The organism is Weizmannia sp. FSL K6-0777, assembly GCF_038593185.1.
Classification (GTDB): domain Bacteria; phylum Bacillota; class Bacilli; order Bacillales; family Bacillaceae_C; genus Weizmannia; species Weizmannia faecalis.
The window spans coordinates 2,538,204-2,553,628 of record NZ_CP151971.1; the positions used below are offsets into that span (position 1 = coordinate 2,538,204).

At 47.2% G+C, this 15,425-nt stretch carries 15 protein-coding genes; all 15 read right to left on the reverse strand.

Features of this window, described 5'->3' with window-relative positions; all coding sequences use genetic code 11:
* Positions 1–195: 195 nt before the first annotated feature.
* Positions 196–660, reverse strand: a complete 465-nt coding sequence (gene smpB, locus NST70_RS12200; protein WP_014097481.1) for an SsrA-binding protein SmpB — start codon at positions 658–660, stop codon at positions 196–198.
* Between the two features lie 39 nt (positions 661–699).
* Positions 700–2,994, reverse strand: coding sequence for a ribonuclease R (gene rnr / locus NST70_RS12205; protein WP_276210451.1), 2,295 nt, complete (start codon positions 2,992–2,994; stop codon positions 700–702).
* 27 nt (positions 2,995–3,021) lie between these two features.
* The gene (locus tag NST70_RS12210; RefSeq protein ID WP_026684975.1) at positions 3,022–3,771 is read right to left on the reverse strand and encodes a carboxylesterase; all 750 of its coding nucleotides are present in this window, start codon (positions 3,769–3,771) and stop codon (positions 3,022–3,024) included.
* 194 nt (positions 3,772–3,965) lie between these two features.
* Complete coding sequence (gene secG, locus NST70_RS12215; protein ID WP_014097478.1) at positions 3,966–4,199, reverse strand: preprotein translocase subunit SecG; 234 nt, start codon at positions 4,197–4,199, stop codon at positions 3,966–3,968.
* A gap of 1,016 nt (positions 4,200–5,215) precedes the next feature.
* Positions 5,216–6,511: a phosphopyruvate hydratase gene (eno, locus tag NST70_RS12220; protein WP_035190575.1), complete on the reverse strand. Its 1,296-nt coding sequence runs from the start codon at positions 6,509–6,511 to the stop codon at positions 5,216–5,218.
* Between the two features lie 229 nt (positions 6,512–6,740).
* A complete protein-coding gene (gene gpmI, locus NST70_RS12225; RefSeq protein WP_061565845.1) occupies positions 6,741–8,276 on the reverse strand; it encodes a 2,3-bisphosphoglycerate-independent phosphoglycerate mutase in 1,536 nt (511 codons plus the stop codon).
* Positions 8,269–9,030, reverse strand: coding sequence for a triose-phosphate isomerase (gene tpiA / locus NST70_RS12230; protein ID WP_342475188.1), 762 nt, complete (start codon positions 9,028–9,030; stop codon positions 8,269–8,271). Before tpiA ends, gpmI begins: the two co-directional genes overlap by 8 nt.
* Positions 9,031–9,056: 26 nt before the next feature.
* Positions 9,057–10,241: a phosphoglycerate kinase gene (locus NST70_RS12235; protein WP_014097473.1), complete on the reverse strand. Its 1,185-nt coding sequence runs from the start codon at positions 10,239–10,241 to the stop codon at positions 9,057–9,059.
* Between the two features lie 89 nt (positions 10,242–10,330).
* Positions 10,331–11,338: a type I glyceraldehyde-3-phosphate dehydrogenase gene (gene gap / locus NST70_RS12240; protein ID WP_014097472.1), complete on the reverse strand. Its 1,008-nt coding sequence runs from the start codon at positions 11,336–11,338 to the stop codon at positions 10,331–10,333.
* Positions 11,339–11,403: 65 nt separating this feature from the next.
* Positions 11,404–12,432, reverse strand: coding sequence for a sugar-binding transcriptional regulator (locus tag NST70_RS12245; RefSeq protein WP_026684781.1), 1,029 nt, complete (start codon positions 12,430–12,432; stop codon positions 11,404–11,406).
* A 135-nt stretch (positions 12,433–12,567) separates the two neighbouring features.
* Positions 12,568–12,813 carry a glutaredoxin family protein gene (locus NST70_RS12250; protein WP_014097470.1) on the reverse strand — a complete coding sequence of 82 codons (246 nt, stop codon included), beginning with the start codon at positions 12,811–12,813 and terminating at the stop codon, positions 12,568–12,570.
* A gap of 193 nt (positions 12,814–13,006) precedes the next feature.
* Positions 13,007–14,341, reverse strand: a complete 1,335-nt coding sequence (rpoN, locus tag NST70_RS12255) for an RNA polymerase factor sigma-54 (RefSeq protein ID WP_017551322.1) — start codon at positions 14,339–14,341, stop codon at positions 13,007–13,009.
* 199 nt (positions 14,342–14,540) lie between these two features.
* Entirely contained in the window at positions 14,541–14,666 is a 126-nt protein-coding gene (locus NST70_RS12260) for a hypothetical protein (RefSeq protein WP_014097468.1), read from the reverse strand.
* Between the two features lie 14 nt (positions 14,667–14,680).
* Positions 14,681–14,899, reverse strand: coding sequence for a heavy-metal-associated domain-containing protein (locus NST70_RS12265; RefSeq protein ID WP_014097467.1), 219 nt, complete (start codon positions 14,897–14,899; stop codon positions 14,681–14,683).
* Positions 14,892–15,398 carry a DUF1641 domain-containing protein gene (locus tag NST70_RS12270; RefSeq protein WP_014097466.1) on the reverse strand — a complete coding sequence of 169 codons (507 nt, stop codon included), beginning with the start codon at positions 15,396–15,398 and terminating at the stop codon, positions 14,892–14,894. Before NST70_RS12270 ends, NST70_RS12265 begins: the two co-directional genes overlap by 8 nt.
* Positions 15,399–15,425 lie beyond the last annotated feature (27 nt).

Consider the following 15,425-nt stretch of genomic DNA (forward strand, 5'->3'; position numbering starts at 1 on the left):
GAAGTCAGGCTCCCTGGTGAGGATGGAAAAGAAGTTGTCTTAGACTTGCCAAATGCAACAGTTGGAACAATGGCAAGGCAAAAGCCGTTAGACCCCTCTTTCCCTCAATTGAAAAAGCCATTTCTTAAGGGAAGCGCGCAATCTTCAATCCGGCGCTTTCCCTTTTTTCGCTCAAAGAGCCGTCATCCTGTTTTTCTAGTGCTGGCGTGCTTTAAAGGCACGTTCAATCTCGCGGGCGGCTTCTTTCTTCTTCAGGGATTCACGCTTGTCATAATTCTTTTTCCCGCGGGCCAGGCCGACGAGCACTTTTGCATACCCATTTTTAATATAGATTTTGAGCGGGATTAAAGCATAACCTTTCTCTTTTGTCACACCGGCCAGCCGGTCAATTTCTTTCTTGTGCAGCAAAATTTTCCGCGGGCGGAGCGGGTCATGATTGTACCGGTTTCCCTGCTCGTACGGGCTGATGTGCATCCCGTAGACAAAGACTTCCCCATTTTCCACACGGGCAAACGAATCACGCAAATTTACGCGGCCAGCCCGGATCGATTTGATTTCTGTCCCCTGCAGAACAATGCCTGCTTCATATGTTTCTTCGATAAAATAATCATGGCTTGCTTTCTTGTTTTGCGCCAGCACTTTCCCTTCGCCTTTTGGCATTTCATTTCCCCTCCGGTGAAGGCAGCCGAAAAAATCCGGTTACCTTCGATTTGCTTTTTTCTTTTTCTTTTTCGGCGGCCTCGTCGCCCAGTCTTCGTCGGCATGGTGCGATTTTTGCGGCCTAGTAGAATGGGTGCCGCGCACTTTGACGATCTTTTTCGGGCGTTCTTCTGTTTTTTCTCGGCGGTTGTTTTGCATGCCGACAATTTCAAAATCAATATTGTGTTCGTCTTTGTTCACATTGAGCACGCGGACGCGGATCTCATCACCAATGCGGAATACATTTCCTGTTCGTTCGCCGATCATGGCATATTGCCGCTCATTGTAATGGTAATAGTCATCTGTCATATAGCTGACATGGACAAGCCCTTCAATCGTGTTCGGCAGTTCGACAAACATGCCGAAATTCGTAACTGAGCTGATAATCCCGTCGAATTCTTCCCCGATTTTGTCTTCCATAAATTCGGCTTTTTTCAGCTCATCCGTATCCCGTTCAGCTTCTACTGCTCGGCGTTCCATTTTCGAGGCATGGTCCGCAATTTCCGGCAGTAATGCTTTCCATTTTTCTTTCGTCTTTTCATCCAATTTTCCGCTGATCAAATACGTGCGGATCAGCCGGTGGACAATCAGGTCCGGATAACGGCGGATCGGTGAGGTGAAATGTGTGTAAAATTTCGTTGATAAGCCGAAGTGGCCAATGCATTCCGGATCGTACTTCGCCTGCTGCATCGACCGCAGCATGACCGTCGACACGACCATTTCCTCAGGCCGTCCGGAAACCGTATCAATGATTTCCTGCAACGCACGCGGATGCACTGAATTGGCTGTACCGCGTACGATCAGACCAAAATTGGTAATAAATTCAAAGAACCGCTGCAGTTTCTCCGCTTTCGGCTCTTCGTGGATCCGGTAAATAAACGGCACGTCCAGCCAGTAAAAATGTTCGGCAACCGTTTCGTTGGCAGCAAGCATAAATTCCTCGATCAGCTTTTCTGCAACCGACCGCTCACGCAACACAACATCCGTTGGTTTGCCCTTTTCATCGACAATGACTTTTGCTTCTTTAAAATCAAAATCAATAGCGCCGCGCTCCATCCTTTTTTTGCGCAAAATCTCCGCGAGTTCGGCCATTTGTTCAAACATTGGAACGAGCGGCTCATAGTGTTTTCTAAGCGCTTCGTCGCGGTCGACAAGGATTTTATTAACGTCCGCATACGTCATACGAGCGGTCGTTTTGATGATGCTTTCAAAAATTTCATGATTAACAACGCGGCCTGTTTCATCAATTTCCATTTCGCACGACAGCGTAAACCGGTTGACTTGTGGATTCAGGGAACAGATGCCGTTTGACAAACGGTGCGGGATCATCGGAATGACGCGGTCAACAAGGTACACGCTCGTCCCGCGTTCAAATGCTTCACGGTCAATCGGCGATCCTTCCGTTACATAATGGCTGACATCTGCAATATGGACGCCGAGCTTATAATGACCGTTTGCCAGTTTTTTCACGGTAACAGCATCGTCGAGATCTTTTGCATCAGCCCCATCAATCGTTACAATCATTTCCCCGCGCAAATCGCGACGGCTGCCAATTTCACTCTCATCAATTTCTTCCGGCACCCGGTTTGCCTGTTCGAGCACTTCTTCCGGAAAGGCTTGGGGCAGCCCATACTGATGGATAATCGACAAAATATCAACACCGGGATCATTTTTATGGCCAAGAATTTTGATGATTTCGCCTTCCGCATTTTTCGTGCCTTCCGGGTAGGCGGTAATATGGACAATCACTTTATGGCCTTCGACAGCACCACCGTTTGCTGTTTTCGGTATAAAAATATCGCTGCCGAACCGTTTGTCATCGGGTACGACAAATCCGAAATGTTTGCTTTCGACGTATGTGCCGACAAGTTCTGTCTGGCCCCGCTCAAGAATGCGCACAACGGTTCCTTCCTGGCGCTGGCCTGAGCTTTTGGTGGACACACGGACAATCACGGTGTCTCCATTTAACGCATGGTTAGTTTCATGCGGCGGGATAAAAATATCGTCCATCCCAGGCTCATCGGGGGCGACAAAAGCAAAACCTTTTGGATGGCCGATCAGTTTTCCCCGTACGAGATTCATTTTTTCCGGCAGGCCGTAACGGTTGCTTCGCGTGCGGACAATGAGGCCTTTTTCTTCCATATAAACGAGCACTTTCACAAATGCTTTAAACTCGGAAGAATCGTCAATGCCGAACGCTTTTTCCAGTTCCTGAACCGTCAGCGGCTTGTACGTCTCTTCTTTCATATAAGATAAAATTTTTTCAACATCTTGCCGTAGTTGGTCTTGTTCCATTTATTTCCCTCCTTTTTCGGGAAAATTTTAAACCGACCAGTCAAGTGACTCCAGAAACGTGTACACATCTTCGTGAAGTTGATCTTTTTCGTCGTCGAGTGTAATAACATGGCCGGAGTTCTCATACCATTTGAGTTGCTTATGGTCTGTTTCCACTTCTGAATAAATAATATTGGCGCTTTCCGGGCGGATCATTTCGTCATGGCGCGCTTGTACGACAAAAACGGGCGCATAAATGTGATCGACATGGTTGCGCACATCCTGAATAAGCTCTTGCAGCGATTGCAGCGTATGCATCGGCGTCTTTTTGAATTCCCGCATTTCCTGTTCGATTTGCGCTTCGCTTTTCCCTTCGAACTGTTTGTATTTGCGGGCATACGCAACCACGCCTTCATACATCGTTTGCTCGCTTTTTATGTACATGGGCGCGCACATGGTGATAATTCCCTTTACAGGTACAGTGTAACCCAATTTTAAGGAAAATACCCCGCCCAATGACAATCCGGCTACTGCAATTTCATGATACCCTTTTTCTTTTAATAACTGGTAGCCATTCATAACATCTTGCCACCAGTCGCTTGGACCCGTATGCAAAAGGTTTTCAGGCGGTACCCCGTGCCCTTTGTATTGCGGCGCATGGCAAGTGTATCCTTTTTTTTCAAGGAAGCGCCCGAGCATCCTGACGTCGGCGCTGCTTCCGGTAAATCCGTGCAAAAGCAGTACAGCCCTTTTGCCGGCTTCAAATAAAAACGGTTTTGGTGGTACAATTCTCATCATCCGTAAAAAACGCCTCTTTCCTGCTGTTTTTCTTTGGGGCCTTTGTTCATTTTATTTGTAACAAAGTCGTTTCGGAAATGCCAGCAATCCGCATAAAAATACCCGGCCTGGATTTTGAGACCGGGATGGAAGTCATAAAGTTTACAGGCATGTGCGGATAAGGCTTCTTTATAAGTTGCCTGATTTGCATACCCTTATAGGTTTATATATGCAAGTCCGATGGCCAGCAGGAAAAATAAAACAGCGAGCACAATCGTAATCCTGTGTAAAATCAGGTCAATTCCGCGCACTTTTTGTTTCCCGAAAAGCTGTTCAGCGCCGCCGGAAATGGCGCCGGACAATCCCGTGCTTTTCCCGGGCTGGAGCAGTATGACTGCAATCAACAGAATTGAATCGATGATTAGTAATGTTAATAACAATGTATGCACAACTGCACACCTCCTGAGACGGGCAATACCTAATCTTGAGTGTACCATATTGGGGGGCAGGGTTCAACTACATTGGAATAATTGTCCGAAAATGAACAGTATCTTATTGGTCCGGCCCCCGTTTTGTCTTTATGGGCTCGATGATGAAGGATGTTTTTTGATTTCCGGGTACCTGTTTTGTCTTACACGTGGCTAATGAAAAATATCTCTTTCATCCAGGTACTTCGTTGTCTTTCGTAAGCCCCGTGAAGAACATTTCTCTGGTTACCGGTCCCTGGTTTGTCCTTCATAACCTTTCCTTGTTTCTCAGCCCGTATTTTGTCTTTCATAGATCCAATGAAGGACATTTCTTTCGCCCTGGTGCCTCATTTTGTCTTTCATAAGCTTGATGAAGGACACTTCTCTGGTTATCGGTCCCTGTTTTGTCTTTCATAACCTTATTGAAGGACATTTCCTTGTTTCTCAGCCCGTGTTTTGTCTTTCATGAACCCTATGAAGGACATTTCCTTCGTCCCGGCGCCTCTTTTTGTCTTTCATGAACCTTATGAAGGACATTTCCTTCGTCCCGGCGCCTCGTTTTGTCTTTCATGGAACCGATGAAGGACATTTCTTTCGTCTCGACTCCCCGTTTTGTCTTTCATGAACCCTATGAAGGACATTTCCTTCGTTCCAGAGCCTCGTTTTGTCCTTCATAAGCTCGATGAAGGACATTTTCTTCATCCAGGCGCCTCGTTTTGTCTTTCATAAGCCCAGTGAAGGACATTTTCTTCGTCCCGACTCCCCGTTTTGTCTTTCATGAACCCTATGAAGGACATTTCTTTCACCTCGGCCCCTCGTTTTGTCTTTCATAAGCCCAGTGAAGAACATTTCTCTAGTTACCGGTCCCTGTTTTGTCCTTCATGTCCCTCACCCCGTTCCGCGTTTTTGTCAGCCAGACGCAAAACGAATAGCCCCATTTTTCCCGTACAACCAAAAAACTGCCCGGTGAAAACCGGGCAGCCTGCAGCAGAATGGCATTATTTTTTCAAGTTGTAGAAAGTTTTTTTGCCAAGGAACTCGGCTGTTTCAGCCAGTTCGTCTTCGATGCGGAGCAATTGGTTGTATTTTGCTACGCGGTCGGTACGGGATGGCGCACCTGTTTTGATTTGGCCGGCGTTTGTCGCAACAGCAATATCCGCAATGGTGCTGTCTTCTGTTTCGCCGGAACGGTGGGAAACAATTGCAGTATAGCCTGCACGTTTTGCCATTTCAATCGCATTGAAAGTTTCCGTCAAAGTACCGATTTGGTTTACTTTGATCAGAATGGAGTTGCTGATGCCTTCTTCAATACCGCGGGCAAGTTTTTCAGTATTGGTTACGAACAGGTCGTCGCCTACCAATTGGACTTTCTTGCCAAGGCGTTCTGTTAACATTTTGAAGCCTTCCCAGTCATTTTCATCCAGACCGTCTTCAATCGAAATGATTGGGTACTTCGAAATTAATTCTTCATACCAATTCACCATTTCTTCCGCAGTCAGGACTTTGCCTTCGCCGGCTAAATGGTATTTATGGTCTTCGTCGCTGTAAAGTTCGGAAGATGCAACGTCCATTGCAAGCAAAACTTGTTCGCCTGGTTTGTAGCCGGCTTTTTCGATGGCTTCAATAATGGTAGAAAGGGCTTCTTCATTCGATTTCAAGTTTGGTGCAAAACCGCCTTCGTCACCGACAGCAGTATTATAACCTTTCGCTTTTAAAACAGAACGCAGGTTGTGGAAAATTTCAGCACCCATGCGCAACGCTTCTTTGAAAGTCGGAGCGCCGGCAGGCATGATCATGAATTCCTGAATGTCCACGTTGTTGTCAGCATGCGCACCGCCGTTTAAGATGTTCATCATCGGAACCGGCAGTTGTTTTGCGTTGAATCCGCCAAGGTATTTGTACAAAGGCAAATCCAATTCGTTTGCTGCAGCACGGGCAACAGCAAGGGAAACGCCAAGGATGGCATTTGCGCCAAGTTTGCCTTTGTTCGGTGTGCCGTCAAGTTCGATCATTGCTTTATCAACGCCGACTTGGTCAAATACATCGTAACGGCCGATAATCGCTTCAGCGATCGTGTCGTTCACATTTTTAACAGCTGTTTCGACACCTTTACCGAGGAAACGGCTTTTGTCGTTGTCACGGAGTTCAACGGCTTCGTATTCACCTGTAGAGGCACCGCTTGGCACCAATGCGCGGCCAAAACCGCCGTCTTCTGTGTAAACTTCTACTTCAACAGTTGGGTTGCCGCGCGAGTCCAATACTTCGCGTGCATAAACATCAGATATTAAAGACATCTTCTTATCTCTCCTTTTTCAATGCATAAATGGGGTTTCCATCACTTTGCCCGGCACTTTCCAGGCATGGCGCTAAGGGCATGTCCGCAAAAAATTTTTCCGGCATGCCCCCGGGTGTCATCCCATTCCATGCCCGCAGCACCTTTCAGGCATGGTGCTCCCGTTTTCAGGGCATCACTTTCAACGCATTTGGCCCGATTTTCCTTTTATCAGGCTTTCCCACAAAGGGTCATTTTTTAATCAGGCTTGTGCCTGTCATTTCTTTCGGTTTTTCAATGTTCAGCAGATCAAGCATGGTTGGTGCCAGGTCGGCAAGGATGCCGCCGTCACGCACTTCAACGCCTTTTTTCGTGATGATGACCGGAACCGGATTTGTCGTATGGGCCGTCATCGGTTTGCCTTCCGGTGTCAGCACTTCATCCGAGTTGCCGTGGTCAGCCGTGATAATGGCATAGCCGCCTTTTTCAAGGATCAGGTCCACGATTTTGCCGAGGCATTCATCGACTGCTTCGATCGCTTTAATGGTTGGTTCCAGCATGCCGGAGTGGCCGACCATATCCGGGTTTGCAAAGTTCAAAATGATAGCATCTTGTTTGTCATTCCGAATTTGCTCCAGCAAAGCATCCGTTACTTCATAGGCGCTCATTTCCGGTTGCAAGTCATATGTTGCCACTTTAGGGGAGTGAATTAAAATTCTTTCTTCCCCTGGAAATGGTTCTTCACGCCCGCCGTTCATAAAGAACGTTACATGCGGATATTTTTCAGTTTCTGCAATCCGCAGCTGTTTTAACCCGTGCTGTGACAATACTTCGCCGATTGTATTGTCAAGACCGACCGGTTTGAAGGCAACATAGCCTTTGACCGTTTCCGAAAAATGTGTCATGCAGACGAAGTACAAATCTTTCGGGTGATTCGAGCCGCGGTCAAATGCACGGTAATCTTCGTTCGTAAAAGCATTTGAAATTTGGATGGCACGGTCCGGACGGAAGTTGTAGAAAATGACCGAGTCATGATCCTGAACCGTTGCAACCGGTGATCCGTCTTCTTTTGTAATCACAGAAGGAATAACGAATTCATCAAAGATGCCATTTTTATAGGAATCTTCAATGACCGCCATTGGGTCCGGATATTTCGGACCTTCGCCGTATGCCATGGCGCGGTACGCTTTTTCCACACGGTCCCAGCGTTTGTCACGGTCCATGGAATAGTAACGGCCGGTAATCGTTGCAAATTCGCCGACACCGTATTCTTTAAATTTTTCTTCTGTTGCTTTGATGTATTTTTCCGCTGTTTTCGGGCCTACATCACGTCCGTCAAGGAAAGCATGGACGTACACTTTTTTCACACCTTGATCGGCTGCGAATTTCAGCAGCGCGAACATATGGCGGATATGGCTGTGCACGCCGCCGTCCGACAACAAGCCGAATAAGTGGAGGCTTGTCCCGTGTTTTTTCACGTTTTCAACCGCGCCGAGGAAGGTTTCGTTCTTTTCAAACTCGCCTTCGCGGATCGACATGTCTACGCGCGTCAAATTTTGGTAAACGATACGCCCTGCACCGATGTTTGTATGGCCGACTTCCGAGTTCCCCATCTGGCCGTCAGGAAGGCCGACGGATTCGCCGCTTGCGCCGAGTTGATTGTGCGGGAATTCCTTCCAGTAGCGGTCAAAATTTGGTTTTTTTGCTTGGGCTACAGCATTGCCGTATGTTTCTTTCCGGCAGCCGAAGCCGTCTAAAATGATTAATGCCACAGGTGCTTTACTCATGGCTTACCGCCTCCAATAATTGCAAATAAGATTGTGGGTCAAGGCTTGCACCGCCCACTAATGCGCCGTCAATATCCGGTTGTTCCATAAATTCTTTAATGTTGCCGGGTTTTACACTGCCGCCGTATTGAATTCGAACGCTGTCAGCAACATCCCGGCTGAATTGGTCCGCGATCACACTGCGGATATAGGCACAAACTTCGTTGGCATCTTCGGCAGTCGAAGATTTGCCTGTTCCGATTGCCCAGATGGGTTCATAGGCAACGACAACCTGTTTTGCCTCGTCGTCAGAAAGCCCGGCAAAAGCAGCTTTTACTTGCGATCCGACGATTTGTTTTGTTTCATTGTTTTCCCGTTGTGCCAGTGTTTCTCCCACGCAAACGATTGGTGTTAAATGATGGGCAAAAGCAGCTTTTACTTTCTTATTGACTGCTTCATCCGTTTCATTAAACATTTCACGGCGTTCAGAGTGTCCCAGGATGACATATTCAACATGCAAATCAGCGAGTGCAACCGGGCTGATCTCGCCTGTAAAAGCACCACTTTCTTCATAGTGCATGTTTTGGGCGCCAATTTTTACGCGGGTGCCTTTCGTTGCTTCCACCAGGCGTTCCAAAAAGAGCGCAGGCGCACATATGACGCTGTCGACAACAGATTCGCCAGGTACCGAATGTTTTACCTTTTCGGTAAAAGCCAGCGCTTCCGGCAAGGTTTTATTCATTTTCCAGTTCCCCGCAATGATCGGTTTACGCAATAAGGACACTCCCTTTCCTGATAAAATTATTTGTCATTTAAAGCTGCGACGCCAGGAAGTGTTTTCCCTTCCATGAATTCAAGCGATGCGCCGCCGCCTGTTGAAATATGGTCCATTTTCTCTGCCAGATGGAATTTTTCAACAGCTGCCGCAGAGTCGCCGCCGCCGATGATGCTGTAAGTGCCGGTTGCATCCGCGAGCGCTTCTGCAACGCCTTTTGTCCCGTTTGCATAGGCGTCCATTTCGAATACGCCCATCGGTCCGTTCCAAATGACAAGTTTCGATTCTTTGATGACTTTGGCATACAGTTCAACCGTTTTCGGGCCAATATCAAGTGCCTGCCAGTCAGCCGGGATTTCTTCAATCGCTACCTCTTTTTTGTTGGCAGTTTCGGAGAATTCGTCTGCTACGATCGCATCAACCGGCATATAGAAGTTGACGCCTTTTTCTTTCGCCTTTGCCATAAAAGATTTTGCAAGGTCAATTTTGTCTTCTTCAAGCAGCGATTTGCCGATTTCATGGCCTTGTGCTTTGACGAACGTATAAGCAAGGCCGCCGCCGATGATCAGGTTGTCGACTTTATCCAGCAAATTGTCGATGACGCCGATTTTGTCTTTTACTTTTGCGCCGCCGATAATGGCAGTAAAAGGGCGTTCCGGATTGGACAATGCTTTGCCGAGCACATCCAGTTCTTTTTGCATTAAAAAGCCGGATACTGCAGGCAGGTGATGGGCAATCCCTTCTGTTGATGCATGGGCACGGTGGGCAGCGCCGAATGCGTCGTTTACATACAGTTCAGCTAAAGATGCAAATTCCTTTGCCAATTCCGGGTCATTTTTTTCTTCACCCGGATAGAAACGGACGTTTTCAAGCAACAATACGTCACCATTATTCATTTTGCTGATTTCCGCCTTAACCGATTCGCCATAAGCTTCATTTGCTTTTTTGACGTCTTTTCCAAGCAGTTCGCTCAGGCGTTTTGCAACCGGTGTGAGGCGCAACTCTTCCACAACCTGGCCCTTAGGACGGCCGAGGTGGCTGGCAAGAATGACTTTCGCACCGTTTTCCACCAAATATTTGATCGTTGGAAGGGCAGCACGGATTCTTGTATCATCCGTTACATTGCCGTCTTTTAACGGAACATTGAAGTCGACACGGCAGAAAACGCGTTTGCCTTGCAATTCAACATCTTTAATCGATTTTTTGTTCATGGCAAAACGAACCTCCTTTTGTTTTACAGGCATTGAAAAAAGGGAGAGGGGATTCTTCCCCACCCCCCTGCAACGTTTTATCGTTCAAATTAAAGGCCTTTAGAAGCGATGTATTCAACAAGGTCAACAACGCGGTTGGAATAACCGAATTCGTTGTCATACCAAGAAATGACTTTTACCATGTTGCCTTCGATAACCATTGTGGATAATGCATCAATGGTCGAAGAAACAGTTGTATGGTTGTAGTCACGGGATACAAGCGGTTCTTCGCTGTATGCGAGAATGCCTTTCAATTCGCCTTCAGCCGCTTCTTTAAATGCTGCGTTTACTTCTTCAACCGTTACGTTTTTGCCAAGTTCAGCAACAAGGTCAACAACAGAAACGTTTGGAGTCGGAACGCGCATGGCCATACCGTTCAATTTGCCTTTCAGTTCAGGCAATACAAGTGCAACTGCTTTAGCAGCACCGGTTGTAGTCGGGATGATGCTTTGTGCAGCTGCACGTGCACGGCGGTAGTCTTTGTGCGGCAAGTCAAGAATTTGCTGGTCGTTTGTGTAAGAGTGAACAGTTGTCATCATACCACGTTTGATTTCGAATTTTTCTTGCAGCACTTTTGCAAACGGCGCCAGGCAGTTTGTTGTGCAGGATGCGTTCGAAATGACGTTATGGTTTTTAGGATCGTATTTGTCTTCGTTAACACCCATTACGATCGTAATATCTTCGTTTTTCGCAGGAGCGGAAATGACGACTTTCTTTGCGCCTGCTTCAAGGTGTTTTGCAGCCCCTTCACGGTTTGTGAAACGGCCTGTTGATTCAACAACAACGTCAACACCGAGGTCGCCCCATCCGAGATTTGCAGGTTCGCGTTCAGCCAAAACTTTTACTTTATGGCCGTCTACAACGATGGAATCACCGTCTACAGTGACTTCTTCTTCCAGGTTGCCATGAACAGAGTCATATTTTAACAAGTGTGCAAGCATTTTTGCGTCTGTCAGGTCATTGATTGCAACGATTTCAACATTAGGATTGCCTAAAGCAGCACGGAATACGTTACGTCCGATACGTCCAAATCCGTTAATACCAACTTTAACTGCCATTTGTATTTCCTCCTTGAGTCGTAAAGATTTTATATTTCAAAAGGGTTATCCCTTTTAAAAACAGGTTAGCGCCAAGCGAGAATTTGTTTTGCTGCCCCTTCGTCCGTAATCAGAACAGTGGATTCCGGTTTCGTGTTCATGTAGGCTTTAATGGCCTTTGCCTTGGATGCCCCGCCGGCAACCGCAAAAACATGGCGGATCCGGTGCAAATCCTCGAGTTGCAGGCCGATCGTCCGGACCTTGTGAACAATTTCACCCTGTTCGTTAAAATAGTACCCGAACGCTTCTCCGACTGCATGCCCACGGATGATTTTCTCCATCTCTTCTTTTCCGGTCTTGCGGCGTTCTGCCATTGTCATGGCTTCGCCAATGCCGTGCAGCACAATATCCGCTTGTTTAATAAGGGTAAGGACTTCTTTAATGGACGGCTCGTTTACGACCGATTTGTACACTTCCGGGCTGACCTGGTCAGGCACATATAATACCCTGTGTTTTCCGCCGGTCCTTTCCGCCATTTTTGCGCAGATCGTGTTGGCCTGATTTGCGACATCTTCACCAATCCCGCCTCTGGCCGGCACGAACAGCAGCTGCCTCTTGGCACTGATGTCGGGAGTTAACACATCTGCGACTGCGGCCATCGTCGATCCTCCGGTTACAGCGATTATATTGTTTCCCGTTAAGGCGGCTTTCATTCTTACAGCACAAGCCCTTCCAAGCTCGTTTTTCACCCACGGTTCTTTGTCGCTGTCCCCTTGAACCACGACCACGTCTTCGAGGCCCAAAGCTTGTTTCAGCTTTTCTTCCGTTTCATTTATACCCGATATTTCTCTCATCATGCTTTCCATATTTTGTAACAAGGCAGCACCATCATTTGTCACCGACATGCCCGAGGGTTTTACGTCAATGAGCTTTTGGTTTTTCAAAAAATCCGTTTCGCTCCGAAGAATGCGTTCTGACATGCCAAGCATTTGTGCCAATGTTCTTCTTCCCACCGGTTCCGCAAAAGAAATGGAACGGAGAATCCGGTATCGTTTTTGCATGACAGCGAGGATATCGGGGTATAATTTTTTTTGAACCTCTATCAACGATCGCATAGATAATGTACTCCCTTAAATAATTATGTAGGTCGTGTTGAGTCCCACAGAGACATTTTTTGTCCCACCTGCTTCAAAAAAAATTACCCTCGCTACATGTTTCATTCTAGCAGGATAAATTTTGCATTTCAACTATTATTGCTCATGAATTTCATGTAAGCGCTCCTTTATGGCAAAAAGGTGAATCCGCCCATATCCGAGCAGTTCCCCTTTGTACTCGATAACCGGGATCATAAGGCCGTATTTTTCCGTCCATGCATCGCACGCTTCGATGTCTTTTTCAATCAGCCGGAACGGGATTTCCTTTTGCAGGAGTTGCAGCTGTTCTTTTGCTTCCGCACAAAGCGGGCATTGTTTTCTTGTATATAGCACCAGTTCCATTTTAAAATCCTCCCCCTTTCCGGCCATTCGTGGCAGGCACATGGGCTGTGCTCCCGACCCGATATACCCAAATGCCTGATCCGTTATTTATTTATTTCAAAGTGTGTGCGAAATTTGCCCGTTCCCGTCCGATTCGTCCTTTTTTGCCGGCGGATGAAACGCGAAACTTCCGTTTTGAAAAAATATTCCCGGCTTATTCGTACCTTTTTCTTTTGGAAGATGACGGAATGCCGAGCTGTTCGCGGTATTTCGCCACTGTCCGGCGCGAGATTTCAAACCCTTTTTCATTTAATACGGTCACAATCGCCTGGTCGGAAAGCGGCTTCCGCTTGTCTTCCCCGCTTATAAGTGCTGAAATTTCATTTTTGACCTCGGCGCTTGATGCTGCTTCTTCCCCGCCGGCAGAACGAACCGGCAAGGCGGTCGTGAAAAATGTTTTTAATGGGAAAGTCCCGAATGGCGTTTCCATATACTTTTCTCTCACTGCACGGCTCACCGTCGACTCGTGCATCCCGATGTCATCCGAAATTTCTTTCATCGTAAGCGGCTTCAAATGCCCTTTTCCATATAAAAAGAAATCCCGCTGTTTTTCAAGCAGTGCTGCGCCGACTTTTAGCAGCGTTTCTTTCCGGCTTTCGATGCTTTTTCGGATCCAGTAATATTCCTGCGTTTTTTCTTTTAAATAACGGGTGACGCCGGCATCTCCGGCCGGGTTCATGCTTGCATAACTTTCATTCAAACGGAGTTTTGGAACCTGGTTTTCTACAAGATACAATTCGAGCTTTCCCGCATGATTTTTGACCAAAAGATCGGGAACGATGTATTGCGGCCGATCTGCCATAAAACCGGATCCAGGACGCGGGTTTAACGTCTGCACATAATCAGATACCCGCTGGATTTCCTGCAGGGATATATCAAGTTTTTTCGCAATGCCTCTCCATTTTTTTTCGGCAAAATCGAGAAAATGGCGGCTGATCAATTCTTCCGCATGCCCGGGCGCATCCGGATCCCTTTTTATCTGGATCAGTAGACATTCCTGAAGCGATCTTGCGCCGATTCCGGCCGGATCCAGCGACTGGAGAATGCCAAGTGCTTTTTCGGCGTCTTCTTCGGAAATGGCAGCCATTTTTGCCGCTTCCTGAACCGAGATGGCAAGGTAGCCGTTTGCATCCAGATGGCGCGCATAAAGTTGGACCGCTTTCAAAATCTTGTTTGATAACGCTTTCATATCCAATTGGCTGATCAAAAAGTCTGGAAGTGTTTCCGTCTGTGCAGGAATTTGTTCAATCCAGTTTTTGTCCTGGCTTTTTTTCTGCCCCTTTACACGGCTCAGCCCGGAAAAACGGGAATCGACCAGTTTAATATTGGCGCTGGACAGTTCGATGAGAGGATTTTCCGCAGCTTTTTCTTCCAAAAAAGATGCGAGCTCCTGGGATGAGAACTGAAGAACCTCGATTGCTTGTTTTAATTCCTGGGTCATTGCCAGTTTCATTGACTGCTTTTGCCACAATCCGACTTGAAGATCCATAACATTCCCCCCTTGGCAATGATAAAAGGCTTCTCTTGCTATTGTCTTTTATTTTACAACATTTTTGTGTTTTAGTATATGCAATGGCAAGAAGTCCCATGCTTCCGGGGATATGGGCAGCCGGCAAACGCAGACGCCATTTTTTTTGCCGGAAAATTTGCGCACATAAATGGCGTTGCGGTGCCGCAACGCCATTTGCTTAATTTTCTTCTTCAAAATCGAATTTCCGGTCGGTCCGGCAGTTTTCACAGACATAAAGCACTCTTCTTGATTCCGCTTCGTTTTCTTCCGGTGTTTGGGAACCGCAGATTTCGCATACTTTCAAGTGCCTTCCTCCTTTTATGGTTCCATCATTTCAGCACGGTAACCCTGCTCCGTCACGGCTTGCATCATATCGTGGCAGGATGCCGATTGGTCATTATAGGTAAAAGTCGCTTCTTTTCTTGCCAAACTGATTTCAATATCGCGGACGCCCCAGACTTCATTCAGGGCGCGGCGGACTTTGGCGGCATCTTCTTCATTCACCATATCACTTACTTTCAACATCCCTTTAGCCAATGTCCGTTCCTCCTTCAGGAAGCGAATGGTTTTGCTCCATGGCTTCCCCCATCCCCGCCAAAATGCTTGTCATCATGGCAAGCGACCGTTTCACTTCCGGGGAGCGCATGCTTTTTCCGAGCTTCCACAGACTCTCCTGGCCCCCGGATTGGGCTGCTTTTTCAAACCCGCTCGTGATGCCTGACAAGATCGTTTGCAGTTGTTCCGGATCGATGGCGCCTAAAAATTTAAATACGTTCATCCCGTTTTTGACGACATGGTACATGGTGGGCTGGTTTAGTTGCCCTAAGGCAATTTCGGCAACGTCAACGCGGTTTTGGAGCAAACCTTCCATCGCATTAAGCACGCCCATGCCATCCAGCTGTTTGATGATCTCTAACAGTTTAATCAGTGATTCCCCGTTTTCGGCGGCTGCCTTTACAACCGCCGACAGAGAGGCTGCCTGCCATTCTTCCGGGGCCGGATCCACTTGTTTAATTTGCCTGATCGCCTTCGCCATATGCTTTCCCTCCCGGCTTTATTAATT

Bases quoted from the DNA above. Each gene is read 5' to 3' on its own strand.
- NST70_RS12250 (WP_014097470.1), bottom strand. From the start codon at position 12,813: ATGGAACTGGTGCTATATACAAGAAAACAATGCCCGCTTTGTGCGGAA.
- gap (WP_014097472.1), bottom strand. From the start codon at position 11,338: ATGGCAGTTAAAGTTGGTATTAACGGATTTGGACGTATCGGACGTAAC.
- eno (WP_035190575.1), bottom strand. From the start codon at position 6,511: ATGTCTTTAATATCTGATGTTTATGCACGCGAAGTATTGGACTCGCGC.
- rpoN (WP_017551322.1), bottom strand. From the start codon at position 14,341: ATGGATCTTCAAGTCGGATTGTGGCAAAAGCAGTCAATGAAACTGGCA.
- NST70_RS12270 (WP_014097466.1), bottom strand. From the start codon at position 15,398: ATGGCGAAGGCGATCAGGCAAATTAAACAAGTGGATCCGGCCCCGGAA.
- NST70_RS12210 (WP_026684975.1), bottom strand. From the start codon at position 3,771: ATGATGAGAATTGTACCACCAAAACCGTTTTTATTTGAAGCCGGCAAA.
- smpB (WP_014097481.1), bottom strand. From the start codon at position 660: ATGCCAAAAGGCGAAGGGAAAGTGCTGGCGCAAAACAAGAAAGCAAGC.
- NST70_RS12235 (WP_014097473.1), bottom strand. From the start codon at position 10,241: ATGAACAAAAAATCGATTAAAGATGTTGAATTGCAAGGCAAACGCGTT.
- NST70_RS12245 (WP_026684781.1), bottom strand. From the start codon at position 12,432: ATGCGATCGTTGATAGAGGTTCAAAAAAAATTATACCCCGATATCCTC.
- rnr (WP_276210451.1), bottom strand. From the start codon at position 2,994: ATGGAACAAGACCAACTACGGCAAGATGTTGAAAAAATTTTATCTTAT.
- gpmI (WP_061565845.1), bottom strand. From the start codon at position 8,276: ATGAGTAAAGCACCTGTGGCATTAATCATTTTAGACGGCTTCGGCTGC.